Here is a 16,610-nt window from a genome sequence, read left to right as displayed (position 1 = left end):
GCAACCGGAGAGACACTCAGCCCGGATCTTCGAGGCCAATCGCACGCAGCCGGGCGGTTTCCTCATCCCAGCCAGCCCGTTCCTTCACATTGAGGAACAGATGCACCGGCCGATCCAGCAGAGACGACAATTCCTGCCGCGCCCGTGCGCCAATCTGCTTGATGCGGCTGCCCCCCGCCCCGATCAGGATTGCCTTATGGCCGGGCCGCGCCACATAAACTGTCGCCTCAATCCGGGCGGAGCCGTCGGGACGCTCCTGAAACGCCTCCGTCTCGACAGTGGCGGAATAAGGGATTTCCTCATGGGTTTGCAGGAAAATCTGCTCGCGCACGATCTCGGCGGCCAGTAGACGGTCCGGCAGATCGGTCAGATCATCATCCGGATAGAGATGCGGACCAGGCGGCATGGCCTGGGCCAGCGCTGTCAGCAGCATGTCCAGCCCATCCCGCTTCGCCGCGCTGATGAAGAAGGTTTCCTCGAATTTGGCCAGATCGCTCAACGCCTGTGCCAGCGGGAGCAGGCTCGGCGCGGGAACCAGATCAACCTTGTTCAGCACAAGCCAGGTGCGCCGGTTGCCCAGACGCTCGATAATCGCCCGCACATCCTCGGTCAGACCGGCACGGGCATCGACCATCAAGAGACCGAGATCGGCATCCTGAACACCGGTCCATGCCGCGGCAACCATGGCCCGATCCAGACGGCGACGCGGCGTGAAGATACCGGGCGTATCCACCATCAGAATCTGGGATGTCTCTCCGGCTTCCGTCTGGTGCATGGCGATGCCGAGAACGCGAAAGCGGGTCGTCTGCGCCTTGGGCGAGACGATCGACACTTTGGCACCGGTCAGTGCATTGACCAGGGTCGATTTACCCGCGTTCGGTGCACCCAGCAGAGCGGCGTAACCGCACCGTGTCTTGCCAGAGCCGCCCAGCCTGTTTTCAGCAGAAAATGTCCCTTCATGGAGGTCTGACCGGGTGGGATCAGGGGGGCTCATATCGTCTGCACTCTCTTTACCGCCGCTCATCCGTTCCGATCCCGATCTGGTCCTGTCTTGTCTCGTATACGGCCCAGCAAGTCCTGCGCCGCCAGTTGCTCGGCGGCACGCTTGCTGCCCGCCTGCCCCTGCCCGACATGATCACCTACCAAAACCTCCACCCAGAATACCGGGTTATGCGGCGGTCCCTCGCGACGTGCCAGACGATAGGTGGGCAGATGAAGGCCAAGACCCTGCGCCCATTCCTGCAAAGCTGTTTTGGCATCTTTCGGCGGTTCTGTCTGCCGCTGCATCACCGGCTCCCAATGGCGCCGGATAAACTGCCGCACCGGGTCCAGGCCCGCATCGAGATAGAGTGCGCCGATCAGAGCCTCCATCGCATCGGACAAAACAGTTGCCAGCTTGCGGACACCGGCCTTTGCCTCACCGGGCGCCACAGACAGGATTTGCGGCAGCCCGGATTGTTCGGCGATCCCGGCCAGAACCGGCTGGGATACCAGATGCGCTAAACGGCGCCCCAATTCGCCTTCCTGCTCCAACGGAAAACGCTCCACCAGCCATTCGGCCACCACCAGTCCCAGGACCCGGTCGCCAACGAATTCCAGCCGCTCATTGGACCCGGCGCCACGCGGCAGGCTCTGCCCCGTTTGGCCATGCATTATTTTGACGGCGGAGCGATGTGTCAGCGCCTCGGCCAGCAGATCACGCCGGGCAAAGCGATGGCTCAGGAGAGCCTCAGCAGCCTCCAGGGAACGGTCAGCAATCCCGGCATATTTCGATTGACTGGCTGATGTCGCGCTCATGGATGCCTCATCTGAACCGACCGGACGGCGTTCAGTGGATGCTCCTGAACAAACGATTCCAGCGGATTTCCAACGGCCATTCCCACACCTGATACCAGGGGGCGGTTGCATGCACGGAGAAGAAAATAAACTCTGCACGGCCAATCAGGTTTTCTACCGGCACAAATCCGACGACCGACATGACCCGGCTGTCCTGACTGTTATCCCGATTATCACCCATCGCAAAGAAATGCCCGGCCGGGACTTTGAATTCCGGCGTATTGTCGAGCATTTCATGATCCGAGCGTTTCAGGATCAAATGATCCACCCCGCTTTGCCCGCTCTTACCGGGTAAATCCTCGACATATAATTTGTCTTCTTCCGGTACCGGAGAGCTGCCCTCACCCTCAATGGTGTAAACGCCATGTTCCTTACGCGGAACCTCTGTGCCATTGATGAACAGGTGGCCCTCGCGCATCTGCACCGTATCACCCGGCAGCCCTATCACGCGCTTGATATAGCTGGTCGACGTATCGGTCGGCAGGCGGAATACCACAACATCCCCGCGATGCGGCAAGCTGCCGAAAATGCGCCCGGAAAAAAGATCGGGCGAAAATGGCAGCGAGAAGTGCGAATACCCGTAAGCATATTTGGAGACAAACAGATAATCACCGACCTGCAATGTCGGGATCATCGATCCGGAGGGAATATTAAAAGGCTCGAAAAGGAAAGTCCGAAAACCAATGGCAATGAGAGCTGCGTAGACGATCACGACTACATTGCTCCAGAAGCCGGATTTGCGTTCTGACATCGTTATGGTTGTCCGGATATTATTGTAAGCCGCATGGATAGGGCGCAAGGGATGCCGGGCGCCTCCCCGCCTGTCAAGGCAGCCCCCGGCCACCAATGAGAGAGGTCGGAAGAGGCACAGCCGAAATCACCACCTGCGCATAGGCGTACGGGTATTCATCCGTCATCGTCAGCAGGACCTGCGCCCCCATACCGGACGGCGTCATAGCACTCAGCCTTGCCGCCGCCCCGCCTGTCAGACGCAGTGTCGGCTGGCCGGAAGAAAGGTTGACGACCCCAAGATCAGACATGAATACCCCCCCGGCAAAACCGGTGCCAAGTGCCTTGGCGCAGGCTTCCTTGGCCGCGAAACGCTTGGCATAGGTTCCCATGCGCATACGGCCATTACGGCGTTCGGCCTTGGCCCTTTCCGCCGTGGTAAACACCCGGCTCAGAAACCGCTCCCCATGCCGTTCCAGCACTGTTTCGATGCGTCGGATGTCACAGATATCCGAGCCAATGCCGATGATCATGCCGTCATCATCCGTGTATTCAACTCCGTGCACGCTCGACCTGGGTGATGCTCGACGCAGCACGCAGACCCGCAATCACATGAGAAAGATGGCGTACATCACGCACATTCACATCAATCAGAATTTCAAAGAAATCCTGCTGCCGATTAACGATTTTTAAATTCATCACCGCCCCGTCCTGCTTGGCGATAGCGTTGGTGATATTGGCCAGAGCATTTCCCTCATTGGAGGCGATCACGCTGATACGTCCCGTATAAAGATCACCGCGCTTGCCCTCATTGCCGCGTTCCATCATGGCACTGTCCCAGTCCACATCAATGAAACGCTCAGGCGTGGACGCAAAACTTTCCAGCGTCGGACAGTCCCGCGTATGGATGGTCACACCCTTGCCAGTGGCAACGATGCCGACAATACGATCCCCCGGCAGAGGATGGCAGCATCCGGCATAATGAACCGCCATCCCGGAGACCAGGCCGGTAATAGCCATACCGCTCTCGGCACGACCAGCCGGACGGGAGGACGGACGCGGCGGCAGGCCATGCAGCATACGCGGCGCACGCGCAGCGGGCCGCAATTCCGGATAGGCGGCATGCACCACCTCCTTCGGCCCGATATTGCCATTGCCAACAGCGGTATAAAGATCATCCAGCGTAGGCTGCTTCAGCGTTTTCAGGGCTGCATCAAGCACCTTCTCGCTACCATCCAACCCTTCCTGCCGGAAGGCCTTGGCCAACATGGCACGGCCTTCATCCACATGGAGTTGCTTCTGTTGCTGATGCACATAGCGGCGGATGCGTGCCCGCGCCTTGCCGGTGACGCAGAAGCGTTCCCATTGCGGGCTGGGGGTGCCGCCACGGGCCGTCAGAATTTCGACCTGATCACCATTCTGCAATTCGTGCCGCAACGGCAGCAGACGGCCATTCACACGCGCGCCTACACAGGTATCACCGATCTGACTATGCACAGCATAAGCGAAATCCACCGGGGTCGCCCCGCGTGGCAACTGGATCAACTGACCTTTGGGCGTAAAGCAGAAAACCTGATCCTGATATAATTCGAGTTTGGTATTCTCCAGAAACTCGTCAGGAGCTGCGGAATTGTCGAGAATTTCGAGCAGATCCTGCACCCAGCGGAAACGCTGCACTTCGCTGGGCAGCATCTCCTGCCCGTCTTTATAGGCCCAGTGCGCGGCCACGCCGTTATCCGCGACGTCATCCATATCACGGGTGCGGATCTGCACCTCGATCTTCTGGTTGCGCGGCTCCCGCAGGGTGACGCCGGTGTGCAGGCTTTGATAGCCATTTGCCTTGGGGGTGGAGATATAATCCTTGAACCGTCCGGCAATCACCGGATAGGTCGCGTGCACCGCACCCAGCGCGGCGTAACAATCCGCCCGCGTCGGCACGACGATGCGGAACGCCATGATATCGGATAACTGCTCGAACGCCACACTGCGGCGCTGCATTTTTTCCCAGATCGAGAAAGGGGATTTTTCCCGTCCCGTGACTTCGATCACCGTAACGCCATGATCCTCGCACACACGACGAAGCTCGGCCTTCACTTCCTCGATCACATCGGCCCCGCGGCCACGCAGGAAGTTCAGCCGTGCCATGATGGTGTCGTAGGCTTCGGTCTCCAGCTGTGCGAAGGCCAGAGTCTGAAGCTCGGTCTTCACCTCCTCCATACCGATGCGGTCGGCGAGAGGGGCATAGATTTCCATCGTCTCGCGGCTGATGCGCTGGCGGCGCGCGTCGGAGCGCACGAAATGCAGGGTGCGCATATTGTGCAGCCGGTCCGCGAGCTTGACCAGCAGCACGCGGATATCCTTGCTCATGGCCAGAACGAGCTTACGGAAATTTTCCGCCTGCTTGGTGCGGTCGGACTGGAGTTCCAACCGGGTCAGCTTGGTCACACCATCGACGAGGCCGGCGATTTCAGTTCCGAAACGCTCCTCGATCTGGGCAAGGCTTAGCTGTGTATCCTCAATCGTGTCATGCAGCAGCCCGGTGATGATGCTGCCGACATCCAGCCGGTATCCGGCCAGAATATCAGCCACTGCCAGAGGGTGCGTAATATAGGGATCGCCATTGTCGCGTACCTGCTGCCCATGCGCACGCATCGCCAGCACATAGGCGGCGTCGATCAGATCCGTATCAGCATTGGGGGCATAACTGAGGACTTTTTCGGTCAGCTCGAACTGCCGCACGATACGGGGACGGGCCGGCTGCCCAACCTCACCCGCCACGCCGTCAGGAAGGCGCGTCAGGCGGCTGAAAAAGCCGGCTCCCATGCTCTGCGTCATTCTGTGGCCCCGCTCTGGCCCAGGCCGGACGAGACTCCGTACGACTCAGGACACCCGTTGAACATTTATTATAAGGGTGTCCCTTGCACGCGACGCAATGATTTCAGCAAATCAGGGTTAATAATGCCGTAATCAGCCCATCAATCAGCGACGACGACCGCCAAGTTCGGCCTCAATCGCAGCTTCCATCTCATCGGATGAGAGATCGGCCGCACTGGAATGAGCTTCTTCCTCGGCAGAAACATCCTGCAGGCCAAAGATATTCTGCTCGGTCGGGATCAGATCGAGGACTTCTTCATCCGCGGGTTCCGGCTCCGGCGCGCGGGAAAGTGACTTCATCAGATCCTGATGCAATCCAGTGGTGGTCACCGTCTCATCAGCAATTTCACGGAGTGCGACCACCGGGTTCTTATCGTTGTCACGATCAATGGTCAGTTCCTCGCCACGGCTGATGCAGCGGGCACGATGGGCGGCCAGCAGAACCAGTTCGAACCGGTTGGGCACCTTTTCGACGCAATCTTCAACGGTGACGCGCGCCATGCGGCGACCTCCCAAAACACAAACTTACTGAAGCGAAGGGATTACCTATAAAGCAGCCTCCCTTCCCAGGCAACCGGAGCAGGCATCTGCTGACGCGGATCAGCCTTTCCGCTGAAACGGATCAGTCAGAATCAGCCGGTCTTATTCCCTGTGGCGGCAACGCATCCAGCAGATCATCAACCGTTTTACCACTGACGGGATCAATCCAGTCTGGACACACATCCCGCAGCGGCGTCAGGACAAAAGCACGCTCTGTCGCCCTTGGGTGGGGCAGAATAGGATCAGGGGCGGACCTGACCATCCCATCCATATCGATAATATCAAGGTCAAGTGTGCGAGGAGCATTGGGAACCGTACGGACACGGCCATTGCGCGCCTCGATCTCCTGCAACCATGCCAAAAGGCGCTCGGGATCGATTTCACCGGACAGGCGGGCTACACCATTTACGTAATCAGGCTGACCGGAAGGCGGCATCGGTGCCGTCAGATACCAACGGGAGCAGGCTTCCAGAGTCAGACCGGGCAACTCGCCCAGCCGTGCCACCGCCTGGCGGCAGGTTTCGATGGCTGGCATACCATCTGAATTCGGCAGATTTGCCCCGAGTGCTATTAAAATCATTTTTATATGCTCATCAAATCGCCGTATGCTGCAGGCTTGTGCATTGTAAATGCCCCTCATTGTCGTTTAAAGGTCAGCATAGCACCGATACATGGTAAAGATTCCGCCACACGGCTGAACCTCATCATGCCGTCTTATAAGCCAAGGATATTCAAGAGTATGCATTTCCTACCGACCGAGAGAATAGCGCTCTTTATAGATGGCGCTAACCTCTATTCGGCATCCCGGAACCTGGGCTTTGAGGTCGACTATCGCAATTTGCTGTCAACTTTCCGCAGTCGCTCTCAACTTGTGCGTGCATATTATTACTCAGCTGTTCTTGAAACGGAAGAATATTCTCCCCTCAAGCCGTTGACAGACTGGCTTGCTTATAACGGCTATAATCTGGTTACCAAGCCGGCCAGAGAATTCACGGATTCCTCCGGTCGCCGCCGAATCAAGGGCAATATGGATATCGAGCTGGCCGTCGATATGATGGAAATCGCCGACCGGATTGATCATGCCGTCCTGTTCAGCGGCGATGCTGATTTCCGACGCGTGGTCGAAGCCGTGCAACGGAAGGGCGTGCGGGTTTCCGTCGTTTCCTCCATCCGAACCTCCCCCCCTATGATCGCCGATGATCTCCGCCGTCAGGCTGATGAATTTCTGGAGCTTGCCGATATCGCCACCTTCTTCACGCGGCGACAGATGGAGCCGCGGGCAAGGGCACCCCGTGCCAGCGGCAGCGGAAACGAAGAACGCAGCTGAGGCTTGACAGCACGGCCCGAACTGAGGCCCCACTTAAATTGGGGGCTGATGCCTCTTCTTCCTGTTTCGTGTAGGACCATGGTATCTGACTAAATGGTCCATCGTAATCTGTCGAAAGGAAGATTCGTGCAGCGTCGTGCCCTGATGAAAGGCTCTGCCTCTCTTACAATGATTGCCGCCCTCGGCAGCCATTCCAATCCCGCCGCAGCAGAATCCGCTCCTCATCAGCCCGCTTCCACCCCGTTCGATGCATCAACTGTACGCCGGATTGCGCAGGAACTGAGCCGAAAGCCCTATCAGCCCCCCGAGACCAATCTTCCAACTGTTGTCAGCAAGCTGAGCTGGGACCAGTGGCGTAGCATTCGCTTTCAGAAAGACCGCGCGCTGTGGCGGAACGACAATCTGCCGTTCCGTGTAGAACTGATCCATCGCGGATACCTGTTCGAGCAGAAGGTCGAGATCAATGAGGTCTCGGATGGGCAGTCACGCCCTGTCGCGTTCAATCCCGACCTATTCGAGTATGAAGACCAGAAACTGCGCGTGACCGGCAATCTGGGTTTCGCCGGGTTCCGTATTCATGCCCCGATCAACCGCCCGGATTATTATGATGAATGCGTGGTGTTTCTGGGGGCAAGCTATTTCCGTGCGGTCGCAAAAGGCCAGGTTTACGGTCTTTCAGCCCGTGGTCTGGCAATCGGCACTGGCAATCCCAAAGGCGAGGAATTCGCCGCCTTCCGCACTTTCTGGCTGGAAAAGCCGCGCCCGGACAGCCACAGCATCGTCGTTCATGCGCTGCTTGACACACGCAGTACCACAGGGGCTTACCGCTTTACCATCCATCCGGGTGATACAACGGTGTTCGATGTGGAAAGCACCCTTTATCCCCGCGTCGATATTACTGAGCCCGGTCTGGCGACCATGACCAGCATGTTCGATTTCGACTTCGACGACCGTGAAGGCGTCGATGATTGGCGGCCGGCGGCGCATGACAGCGAAGGTCTGTCGATCTGGGTCGGCAATGGGGATCAGATCTGGCGTCCTTTGGTGAACCCCCGTGATCTTCAGTTCAGTGCGTTTGCCGATGGCAATACACGCGGCTTCGGGTTGATGCAGCGGAAGCGTGCCTTTGCCGACTATCAGGATCTCGCCCTGCGCTATGAAAAGCGCCCCAGCCTGTGGATCGAAACCATCGGTGACTGGGGACAGGGATCGATCGATCTGGTCGAAATCCCTACTCCGAATGAGGTAAACGACAATATCGTCAGCTTCTGGCGGCCCAAGGAAAAACTGGCGGCCAAGGGCGAGTATAACTTCACCTATCGCATGCATTGGGGCTGGGATACGCCCTGGCCCACCAAGCTGGCGCGGGTTGCCGATACACGTTCCGGCCTGGCCGACGACAAGCAGGGGCGCGAATATGTGATCGACTTCACCGGCGATGCGGTCAAATCCCTCACCACAGCCCAGCCGCCGAATGTGGAGGTGCATGCCTCTGCCGGACAAATCCGCAATATCTTCTCTGAACCCAATCCGGATATTGGCGGTTGGCGGATCGGTTTTGAGCTGGTCCCCGGCGGTGAGAAACTGGTCGAGGTCACCGCCAGATTATCCAAGGATAATCAGCCTCTGACCGAAAGCTGGATGTTCCGTTGGACGCCGTGATCATGTCGGCAATCGGCTCGCCCCCCTTCTTACCGTCAGAATCCCCCATTGATATGCCGGTGCAACGGCTGGACTCACCCGCAACCGGCCCTCTGGCCGGGCAAAGGCCACTGACCGCACCGCGTGGTCTGGCGCTGCGGCGTCTGTTCGTTTTTCTCGGCACAGTGCTGCTGACCATTGGCGCGGCCTATGAAATGAATCGCGTGCTGAATGCCAGTGTTACAACCACACTCGGTGTCGTGCTGGTCGTGCTGTTCGTGATTCTGTTCGCCTGGATCGCATTGTCTTTCATGAGTGCGCTGGGTGGTTTCGCCTCCATGCTGGGCCGCGATGGCGGGCTGGGACTGGGCGTACATCGTGATGGACCGTTGCCGGAGCTGCACCATCGCACCGCCATTCTGATGCCCTGCTATAATGAAAGCCCGGCCCGCGTGACCGCTGGCTTGCAGGGAATTTATGAGAGCCTTCAGGCCACCGGACGCATGGCGGCTTTCGATGTTTTTATCCTGAGCGACACGACCGACCCTGACGTGTGGATTGAGGAGGAACAGGCTTTTCTGGCCCTGCGCCAACGGGTGGGCGGCGGCGAAAACATCTACTATCGCCGCCGCGCCAAAAACATCGAGCGCAAAGCCGGCAATATCGGTGAATGGGTCCGCCGCTGGGGCGGTGCGTACCGTCAGATGCTGGTGCTGGATGCCGATAGTGTGATGGAAGGCGACACCATCGTCCGCATGACCGCCGCTATGGAACAGCATGATCGCATCGGGTTGATCCAGACCCTGCCCGTGATCGTCAATGGCCGCACTCTTTTCGCCCGCATGCAGCAATTTGCAGGCAGGGTCTATGGTCCGCTGATCGCTCATGGCATTGCCTGGTGGCATGGCTCCGAAGGCAATTACTGGGGCCATAATGCGGTGATCCGCACCAAGGCCTTTGCCGAACAGGCAGGGCTGCCGCATCTGAGCGGTCGCAAGCCCTTTGGCGGCCATGTGCTGAGCCATGATTTTGTCGAAGCGGCGCTGATGCGGCGCGGCGGCTGGGCCATTCACATGCTGCCTGCTCTGGCCGGAAGCTATGAGGAAAGCCCGCCTTCCCTGACCGACATCGCCATTCGTGACCGTCGCTGGTGTCAGGGGAATCTACAGCACGCCAAGATTCTGCCTGCCCGTGATCTGCACTGGATCAGCCGGGTGCATATGGCAATGGGGATCGGCTCCTATATCACGGCACCTTTATGGTTGCTGTTTCTGGTGCTGGGCATTCTGATCTCCCTGGAGAGTATTTTTGTGCGGCCAGAGTATTTCCCGCATCAGGGACGGGCTCTGTTCCCCCACTGGCCTTCCGTCGACCCCGTGCTGGCCATGTATGTGTTCATCGGCACCATGGGATTACTGCTGGCCCCCAAAGTTCTGGGTTGCATCGTCACCATGCTGAATGGTTCCGAGCGACGCGGCTGCGGCGGGGCGATCCGTCTGGTCCTCAGTATGCTGATCGAGACGGTCATTGGCGGCCTGATCGCCCCCATTGCCATGCTGATCCAGTCCATGGGTGTCGCCTCCATTCTCGCCGGGCGTGATAGCGGCTGGAACGCACAGAGACGGGACGACGGCAGCATTCCCCTGCGTGTGGTCATTCAGACATACTGGCAGCATACCGTCTTCGGTCTGGTGCTGGGCGGGGCAGCCATGCTCGTCTCCTTCCCGCTTTTTCTGTGGATGACGCCGGTTGTGGTCGGCATGGCGCTGGCCATCCCCCTTGTCAGCCTGACCGGAAACCGCGCCGCCGGGATGGCTCTGCGTCGGCTGGGCCTGCTGCTGATCCCCGAGGAATGCAATCCTCCTCGTGCTCTGGTTCGCGCCGGAGAGATCTATCATTCCCTTGCCGATGCTCCGGAGATGGAAGCCGTCATCCGTCTCCGTACCGACCAGACCCTGCTGGCCGCACATCGGGCAATGCTGCCCCCCCCGCGCCGACCGCGCATTGATCCAGTCGATGCCAACATCCTGGTGGCCCGCGTCAAAATTGCGGAGGCCGATACACTGACTCACGCGCTTACCTCTCTCAGTCGAGCAGAGAAAAGCGCTGCTTTGAATGATGTTGACGCTCTGGATGGCCTGGTTTCCCTGCCGGATCGCCAGTCCTGAACCCTATCCGTCTTTGAAGAAGTGAATTTTACGATGCCCGATCAGAACGAAGATTATATCTATGACGAGGCCAGCGGCGAGTGGATCAGTGCCGCAGAAGCCGCCCGGAAAGCTGCTGCCCCCGTGCAGGATGAAACGGTTCAGGTGAAAGATGCAGTCGGCAATATTCTGGCCGATGGGGACAGCGTGACGCTCGTCAAGGATCTGAAAGTCAAGGGTGCCAACCAGACCCTGCCACGCGGCACCGTGATCAGATCCATCCGTCTGACCGGTGACCCGCAGGAAATCGACTGCAAACACGATACGATCAAGGGATTGGTGCTCCGCGCCGAGTTTGTCAGAAAGCGCTGAGGCGCCGCTTTTCTGCATCCATAGTTGACAAGAATGGCGGCGGGATCATTGCATGACCCCATGCCGCCATTCTTTCTTTATCTTCGTACCATCCCGCGCAGCATTCTCCTGCTCCATACCGCTTTGATCGCCGTGAACGGGCTGGTCTGGCTGATCGCCTGGCAGGCTTTTGCCACCCGACCTGTACTGCTTGGAACAGCATTCCTGGCCTGGATTTTCGGGCTGCGGCATGCGCTGGATGCCGATCATATTGCCGCCATCGACAATACCGTACGCCGTCTGATGCAGGCGGGCATTCAGCCTCACCGCACAGGATTATGGTTCTCGCTCGGGCACTCCACCATTGTGGTGCTGGCCTGTGCGCTGATTGCAGTCTCGGCACAGCAATTTCAGACTTTACTGGAGAATATTCGCTTTTTCGGCGGCACTGTCGGCACACTGACCTCGGCCGTATTTCTGCTGTGTATTGCCGTTGCCAATCTGATGATCCTGCGCACGCTGTGGCAGCAGTTTCGTAACGCTCGCCAGCAAACAATGAGTCAGGCGGCATTGAATGACGCGCTGGACAAAAGCAGCCTTCTAAGCCGCCTCTGCCGTCCGGTGTTCGAGCGCATCAGCCAGCCATGGCACCTCTATCCGTTGGGGGTGCTGTTCGGGCTGGGATTTGATACCGCCACCGAAATCGGGCTGCTCGGCATCACCGCCACACAGCGTGCGGGAGGTATCCCGGCTTGGGAAATCATGATCTTTCCAGCCCTGTTTACCACCGGTATGACGCTGGTCGATACGCTCGACAGCAGCTTGATGGCTGGTGCTTACGGATGGGCTTTCAGCAATCCGCAGCGGAAACTATGGTACAATATTACCATGACGGCCATATCCATCACTGTAGCCCTGCTCATCGGATCGGTTGAAACACTCGGTCTGATCGGCGCGCATCTGCATCTCCGCGGGACGATCTGGCAAGATATTGCATCCCTGAACGATGATCTGGCCGATTTCGGCTTTCTCATCGTTGGCGTCTTTATTGTGATCTGGCTTCTTTCTGCCCTGGCCTACCGTCTTGCCGACCTCGATAACTCTGCCCACAGGCAGGAAAGATCGCCAGGCAACTAAAAGCTCCGGTCGAAGGGGGAAAAGATAAGTCTTCCTCTCTCTTCTCTTACAGCCCAGCGCTGAACAGCAAATAGAGAGCTGCCCATATCGGTGTCTGAATTGCAAAAACAAACAGCAAAGCTTGCTTCAGCGCGTCTTTCTGTTCCGGAGAAGACGCTGTCACACTGCTGCGCACGGGGCTGTGCATAAAACCGGAAGCGTAAGAAGAAAGTTGCATGGCCATCGAATGGCACTCCCTTGCTGGAACCTCATCCATTTGTCCGGTGGCAGTAGGGGAAGGAATATTCCTTCCCCTGTTCCGTCACTGGTCGGGACGAAGCGACAAGGGGAGCATGAGACTATTTAGGAGAGGCATTCAATATCAAAAATTCATGCATGCATTGCGTTTCATTTATTATTGAGTTTCCGCATGGGACATTCGTCCTGACCCAATAACACGCAATAAAATTACCCAGCGCCTCGACTCCATCTGAAACGAGTCTGTGATTTCAGCGCCCGCGCCAGGCCGACGCCCCCAGAAGACCTGTGTTGGAGCGCATTACCTGCATGATCGGTACATCATCCAGCAGGGCACGAAACCGCCCTTTTTCCAGAAACGCCTCAATCAGCGCATCGAAATCCATCATGGCGCGCAGACTTTTGCTGACATTTCCAATCAGATACACCCCGCCAATAGCCACTAAATTCAGCACCGCATCCGCTGCCACCGAGCCGAGCACGGCAGAAAAAACCTTGATTGCTTCCCGGCAGACAGGACAGGCCGCCTGCTCGGCCAGCCTTGTGACATCGGCCGGTTTTCCAAGCGCCAGAGAAATGCCCGCACGCTGCGCCAGTGCTCTGGCCATAGCCAGCAAACCCGGACCGGACAGCAGCCGCTCCGACGAGACATGGCCGTATTCGCGCGCCAGTTGATCGCGAATGAAGGTCTGGGTTTCATCACGCGGGCTGAACGTGCAGTGGCCGCCTTCGCTGGCCAAGATCTCTTCTCCATCCTTGCGACGCAGGATGAAGGCCATACCGAGACCGGTCCCCGGCCCAATCACTACTGCGGGATGATGCTCCATGACCTCACCTGATTTGATGATCGTCATTTCCTCATCAGGCGTTACCCGGATGGAGGCCGCCTGGGCTACGAAATCATTGATGATTTCCAGCCTCTTCAGCCCCAGTGCCGCTTCAGTCGAACGAATCGAGAAACGCCAGGGATTGTTGGTAAAAGCGATTTCATCGCCCTTCACCGGTGTCGCAACGGCAAACACCGCTTCCTCCACCTCCTGGCTGAGCGAACCACGTGCCTGCAAATAGGTTCTGGCCGCCAGTTCCAGACTGTCGAATTCCGCGACAGGCAGCTTGTGTTCATGCACAATAACGCCTTCCCCCATCGCCAGGGCGAAACGGACATTCGTGCCCCCGATATCGCCAATCAGACGAGGCGGAAATTCGGTCATGATGTGATCAACCCTGCTAGAAGAATGTCCTGTATCGGACTGCTTTGACGCCAGCACAACAAGCATCGGATTATTAAAAAATCTTATATAAAACAATCTGCTGAGAGCATTATATCTTTTGAGCAGACTGAGGAATGCGTTACACTCACTCCTGTGAACATGCTCGCCCCTCCCCGCGCACTTCTGGCGATCGCCGTCGTGTTCGATCTGATATGCCCCTGGAGCTATCTGGGTGTCAGGCGACTTCGTGAATGCCTTGCCAGACGAGCGGATATCAGCCCCGTGATCGAGTGGAGGCCTTTCCTGCTCAATCCGGACATGAAGCACAGCAGCGCGGGACGCGCCGACCATATCATCCGTAGACCAGGCACAGAAGACCGCACGCAACGGCTGCACCGCTCCATCACCGCGTTAGGGCGTCGGGAAGGGATCAGTTTTCGCTTCGACCTGATCAACACCCTGCCATCCAGTTTTGATGCCCATCGGCTGGTGCGATGGGTCGCGGAGCAAGCCACGGCTTATCACCTCTCCCATAGCAGCGCGGGCCTGAGTAATTTCAACACATCATTTTCCGCCCGTCCTGCCGATGCCGCCGGAGGCATGGTAGAACGCCTGTTTGCCGCCTGCTTCACCGAGGGGCGGGATATCGGGGATCTGGATGAACTGGCGCATATCGCTGCCGAGGCCGGATTCAGCCGGACCGACGCCCTGTCCTATCTGCGCGGCCCGGAAGGGCGCAGCGAAATTCAGCTTGCCACGGCACAGGCTCATCGGCTCGGCATCACTGGCGTACCCTGTTTTGTGTTCGACCATCATCATGCCATTGCAGGCGCACAGGAACCGCATGTGATCGATCGGCTTCTGGATGTCACGATAGCAGCGTTGGAGACCGCTTCAGCCTGTTGACACCGTGAAGCTGCTGGATGTGCTTCCTGAAAGCACGCACTCGGAGGCTTATGTAAGGTGCTGCGCAGCCCGGCTGGCTTTGCCGCATGCCCTTCAGATTGATGAAACAGCGGGGATGCCTCAACAGGGCCGATAGCGTCATCCCTCAGCAAGCGTATCGCGGCTGGCTCGTAGCCGGGCGACCCGGCGACCATCCATCTCCAGCACCTCGAACGTCCAGCCGGCAAAGGCGATCCGGTCCCCGGTTTTGGGCACCCGTCGCAAGATCGCCAGCACCAGCCCGGCTGCCGTGTGATAGCTGCCCTCGGCAGGCAGTTCCGGCAGGGAGAGACGGGATTTCAGCTCATCCGCCGCCATCATCCCGTCCAGAACCATCGTACCTGGCAGCGCATCAGGAGTCTGGGAGGATGTTCCGGTGCTGTCTCCGGCCTCACCGACAATGGCTTTCAGCACATCCGCGGCAGTGACCACCCCCTCGAAACTGCCATACTCATCCATGACCAGCGCCAGACCCAGAGTATCGCTCTTCAGCCTTTCCAGCGCGCCCAGCGCTGTCACGGTATCAGGCACCACCATCGGCTGACGCAGGGAGGCACCGATGGACAAAGGCTGCCCCTCCAGAAGGCGATCGAGAATATGCTTGGCCTGCACCACGCCCACCACATTGTCGATCGAACCCTCACAGACCACCAGGCGGGAATGAGGTGCTTCTTTCACTGCGGCGATGATATCTGCCTCCGTATCGCTCCGGTCGATCCAGGCAATTTCGTTTCGCGGCGTCATCAGGGCGCGGATGGGTTTGTCAGCGAGGCGCAGCACACGCTCGATCATGGCACGCTCTTCGGTTTCCAGTACACCTGCCTGCGTGCCTTCCGCCAGAAGGGCTTTCAGCTCCTCTTCCGTCACCTGCGGCTGGGAAGAACGGGTCAGACCGAACAGGCTCAGGACGACAGAGGATGAATAACCCAGCAGCCACACCGCAGGCCCCGTCACCTTCGCCAGCCACGCCACCGGCCTGGCCACCCTGACTGCAACCTGCTCCGGCCCCAGCAGGGCAAGCTGCTTCGGTACCAGCTCCCCCAGCACCATGGTCAAATAGGTGATGACAACCACCACGATCAGCAGGGCAATATCATTGGAAAAACGGGCCAGAACGGGGATCATGTCCAGATATCTGGCCAGATGATCAGCGATCCGCGCCCCGCCAAACGTGCCGGACAGAATCGCCACCAGCGTAATCCCTACCTGCACGGTCGGCAGAAAACGGTGGGGATCTTCCGCCAGTTCCCGTGCCAGTGTCGCGGTGGGAATTCCTTTCTGTTCCATAACCGACAGCCGGGCGCGACGGGCGGAAACCAGCGCCAGCTCCGCCATTGCAAATAACCCGTTCAGCAGGATCAGCAACAGGACAATCAGAAATTCAACCAGAATGGTCATCAAGAGAGGAAAGATCCTTACCAGGCGGGTAGCATTCTCATCGGGCCGTATTTTAACGCTTCATCCGATTTTGGCGATGTTACCAATGACAGGAAGCAACAGGATTTGCCAAATTATCATAAAAATGAGTCGTCAGCCGCACCGCTTTATAGCCTGATAGGGGATATCCTTTATCTTTCTCCTGCCATAATTGTTCTGTAAGAAGAATAAATCGCCTGATCGAAGAAAGTATGTCAG

The 16,610-nt window shown here is 58.2% G+C and carries 16 protein-coding genes; 6 read left to right on the top strand and 10 right to left on the bottom strand.

Features of this window, described 5'->3' with window-relative positions:
• Positions 1-16 precede the first annotated feature (16 nt).
• From era to folK, 7 genes are all read right to left on the bottom strand, one after another.
• The gene (gene era / locus GBCGDNIH1_RS17455) at positions 17-1,024 is read right to left on the bottom strand and encodes a GTPase Era (protein WP_011631700.1); all 1,008 of its coding nucleotides are present in this window, start codon (positions 1,022-1,024) and stop codon (positions 17-19) included.
• Entirely contained in the window at positions 1,021-1,797 is a 777-nt protein-coding gene (rnc, locus tag GBCGDNIH1_RS17450; RefSeq protein ID WP_011631699.1) for a ribonuclease III, read from the bottom strand. Before rnc ends, era begins: the two co-directional genes overlap by 4 nt.
• A gap of 31 nt (positions 1,798-1,828) precedes the next feature.
• The gene (gene lepB / locus GBCGDNIH1_RS17445) at positions 1,829-2,587 is read right to left on the bottom strand and encodes a signal peptidase I (RefSeq protein WP_011631698.1); all 759 of its coding nucleotides are present in this window, start codon (positions 2,585-2,587) and stop codon (positions 1,829-1,831) included.
• A gap of 73 nt (positions 2,588-2,660) precedes the next feature.
• Positions 2,661-3,098: a holo-ACP synthase gene (acpS, locus tag GBCGDNIH1_RS17440; protein WP_011631697.1), complete on the bottom strand. Its 438-nt coding sequence runs from the start codon at positions 3,096-3,098 to the stop codon at positions 2,661-2,663.
• A 19-nt stretch (positions 3,099-3,117) separates the two neighbouring features.
• The gene (locus GBCGDNIH1_RS17435; RefSeq protein WP_011631696.1) at positions 3,118-5,400 is read right to left on the bottom strand and encodes a RelA/SpoT family protein; all 2,283 of its coding nucleotides are present in this window, start codon (positions 5,398-5,400) and stop codon (positions 3,118-3,120) included.
• A gap of 144 nt (positions 5,401-5,544) precedes the next feature.
• Positions 5,545-5,940 carry a DNA-directed RNA polymerase subunit omega gene (gene rpoZ, locus GBCGDNIH1_RS17430; RefSeq protein ID WP_025286478.1) on the bottom strand — a complete coding sequence of 132 codons (396 nt, stop codon included), beginning with the start codon at positions 5,938-5,940 and terminating at the stop codon, positions 5,545-5,547.
• 121 nt (positions 5,941-6,061) lie between these two features.
• On the bottom strand, positions 6,062-6,559 hold the full coding sequence (gene folK, locus GBCGDNIH1_RS17425; RefSeq protein ID WP_025319091.1) for a 2-amino-4-hydroxy-6-hydroxymethyldihydropteridine diphosphokinase: 498 nt from the start codon (positions 6,557-6,559) through the stop codon (positions 6,062-6,064).
• 159 nt (positions 6,560-6,718) lie between these two features.
• Between folK and GBCGDNIH1_RS17420 the strand changes: the two genes are divergently transcribed.
• From GBCGDNIH1_RS17420 to GBCGDNIH1_RS17400, 5 genes are all read left to right on the top strand, one after another.
• Positions 6,719-7,306, top strand: a complete 588-nt coding sequence (locus GBCGDNIH1_RS17420; protein ID WP_011631693.1) for an NYN domain-containing protein — start codon at positions 6,719-6,721, stop codon at positions 7,304-7,306.
• 93 nt (positions 7,307-7,399) lie between these two features.
• A complete protein-coding gene (locus GBCGDNIH1_RS17415; RefSeq protein ID WP_011631692.1) occupies positions 7,400-8,968 on the top strand; it encodes a glucan biosynthesis protein in 1,569 nt (522 codons plus the stop codon).
• A 2-nt stretch (positions 8,969-8,970) separates the two neighbouring features.
• Positions 8,971-11,115 (top strand): glucans biosynthesis glucosyltransferase MdoH, encoded by a 2,145-nt coding sequence (gene mdoH / locus GBCGDNIH1_RS17410; protein WP_050748534.1) that lies wholly within the window; start codon positions 8,971-8,973, stop codon positions 11,113-11,115.
• A gap of 33 nt (positions 11,116-11,148) precedes the next feature.
• Complete coding sequence (locus tag GBCGDNIH1_RS17405; protein ID WP_025286473.1) at positions 11,149-11,466, top strand: alkylphosphonate utilization protein; 318 nt, start codon at positions 11,149-11,151, stop codon at positions 11,464-11,466.
• A gap of 60 nt (positions 11,467-11,526) precedes the next feature.
• On the top strand, positions 11,527-12,582 hold the full coding sequence (locus tag GBCGDNIH1_RS17400) for a HoxN/HupN/NixA family nickel/cobalt transporter (protein ID WP_025319093.1): 1,056 nt from the start codon (positions 11,527-11,529) through the stop codon (positions 12,580-12,582).
• 46 nt (positions 12,583-12,628) lie between these two features.
• On the opposite strand, the gene GBCGDNIH1_RS24750 is transcribed toward GBCGDNIH1_RS17400, so the two are convergent.
• Together GBCGDNIH1_RS24750 and glk are read right to left on the bottom strand one after the other, a co-directional pair.
• Positions 12,629-12,805 (bottom strand): hypothetical protein, encoded by a 177-nt coding sequence (locus GBCGDNIH1_RS24750; RefSeq protein WP_155760862.1) that lies wholly within the window; start codon positions 12,803-12,805, stop codon positions 12,629-12,631.
• Positions 12,806-13,070: 265 nt separating this feature from the next.
• The gene (gene glk, locus GBCGDNIH1_RS17395) at positions 13,071-14,030 is read right to left on the bottom strand and encodes a glucokinase (RefSeq protein WP_025286471.1); all 960 of its coding nucleotides are present in this window, start codon (positions 14,028-14,030) and stop codon (positions 13,071-13,073) included.
• 159 nt (positions 14,031-14,189) lie between these two features.
• On the opposite strand from glk, the gene GBCGDNIH1_RS17390 reads away from it, so the two are divergent.
• Entirely contained in the window at positions 14,190-14,936 is a 747-nt protein-coding gene (locus GBCGDNIH1_RS17390) for a DsbA family oxidoreductase (protein WP_025286470.1), read from the top strand.
• Positions 14,937-15,074: 138 nt separating this feature from the next.
• On the opposite strand, the gene GBCGDNIH1_RS17385 is transcribed toward GBCGDNIH1_RS17390, so the two are convergent.
• Positions 15,075-16,373: a hemolysin family protein gene (locus GBCGDNIH1_RS17385; RefSeq protein ID WP_172823000.1), complete on the bottom strand. Its 1,299-nt coding sequence runs from the start codon at positions 16,371-16,373 to the stop codon at positions 15,075-15,077.
• Positions 16,374-16,610 lie beyond the last annotated feature (237 nt).

Source organism: Granulibacter bethesdensis CGDNIH1 (assembly GCF_000014285.2).
GTDB classification, from domain to species: domain Bacteria; phylum Pseudomonadota; class Alphaproteobacteria; order Acetobacterales; family Acetobacteraceae; genus Granulibacter; species Granulibacter bethesdensis.
The sequence above is the reverse complement of the archived record's forward strand: the minus strand, read 5'-3'. Positions and strand labels throughout refer to the sequence as shown.

Excerpts from the sequence above, each read along its gene's own strand:
- GBCGDNIH1_RS17405 (WP_025286473.1), top strand. The coding sequence starts at position 11,149 with ATGCCCGATCAGAACGAAGATTATATCTATGACGAGGCCAGCGGCGAG.
- rnc (WP_011631699.1), bottom strand. The coding sequence starts at position 1,797 with ATGAGCGCGACATCAGCCAGTCAATCGAAATATGCCGGGATTGCTGAC.
- GBCGDNIH1_RS24750 (WP_155760862.1), bottom strand. The coding sequence starts at position 12,805 with ATGGCCATGCAACTTTCTTCTTACGCTTCCGGTTTTATGCACAGCCCC.
- GBCGDNIH1_RS17385 (WP_172823000.1), bottom strand. The coding sequence starts at position 16,373 with ATGACCATTCTGGTTGAATTTCTGATTGTCCTGTTGCTGATCCTGCTG.
- GBCGDNIH1_RS17390 (WP_025286470.1), top strand. The coding sequence starts at position 14,190 with ATGCTCGCCCCTCCCCGCGCACTTCTGGCGATCGCCGTCGTGTTCGAT.
- mdoH (WP_050748534.1), top strand. The coding sequence starts at position 8,971 with ATGTCGGCAATCGGCTCGCCCCCCTTCTTACCGTCAGAATCCCCCATT.
- GBCGDNIH1_RS17415 (WP_011631692.1), top strand. The coding sequence starts at position 7,400 with ATGGTCCATCGTAATCTGTCGAAAGGAAGATTCGTGCAGCGTCGTGCC.
- era (WP_011631700.1), bottom strand. The coding sequence starts at position 1,024 with ATGAGCGGCGGTAAAGAGAGTGCAGACGATATGAGCCCCCCTGATCCC.
- folK (WP_025319091.1), bottom strand. The coding sequence starts at position 6,559 with ATGATTTTAATAGCACTCGGGGCAAATCTGCCGAATTCAGATGGTATG.
- GBCGDNIH1_RS17435 (WP_011631696.1), bottom strand. The coding sequence starts at position 5,400 with ATGACGCAGAGCATGGGAGCCGGCTTTTTCAGCCGCCTGACGCGCCTT.
- acpS (WP_011631697.1), bottom strand. The coding sequence starts at position 3,098 with ATGATCATCGGCATTGGCTCGGATATCTGTGACATCCGACGCATCGAA.
- GBCGDNIH1_RS17400 (WP_025319093.1), top strand. The coding sequence starts at position 11,527 with ATGCCGCCATTCTTTCTTTATCTTCGTACCATCCCGCGCAGCATTCTC.
- glk (WP_025286471.1), bottom strand. The coding sequence starts at position 14,030 with ATGACCGAATTTCCGCCTCGTCTGATTGGCGATATCGGGGGCACGAAT.
- rpoZ (WP_025286478.1), bottom strand. The coding sequence starts at position 5,940 with ATGGCGCGCGTCACCGTTGAAGATTGCGTCGAAAAGGTGCCCAACCGG.
- lepB (WP_011631698.1), bottom strand. The coding sequence starts at position 2,587 with ATGTCAGAACGCAAATCCGGCTTCTGGAGCAATGTAGTCGTGATCGTC.
- GBCGDNIH1_RS17420 (WP_011631693.1), top strand. The coding sequence starts at position 6,719 with ATGCATTTCCTACCGACCGAGAGAATAGCGCTCTTTATAGATGGCGCT.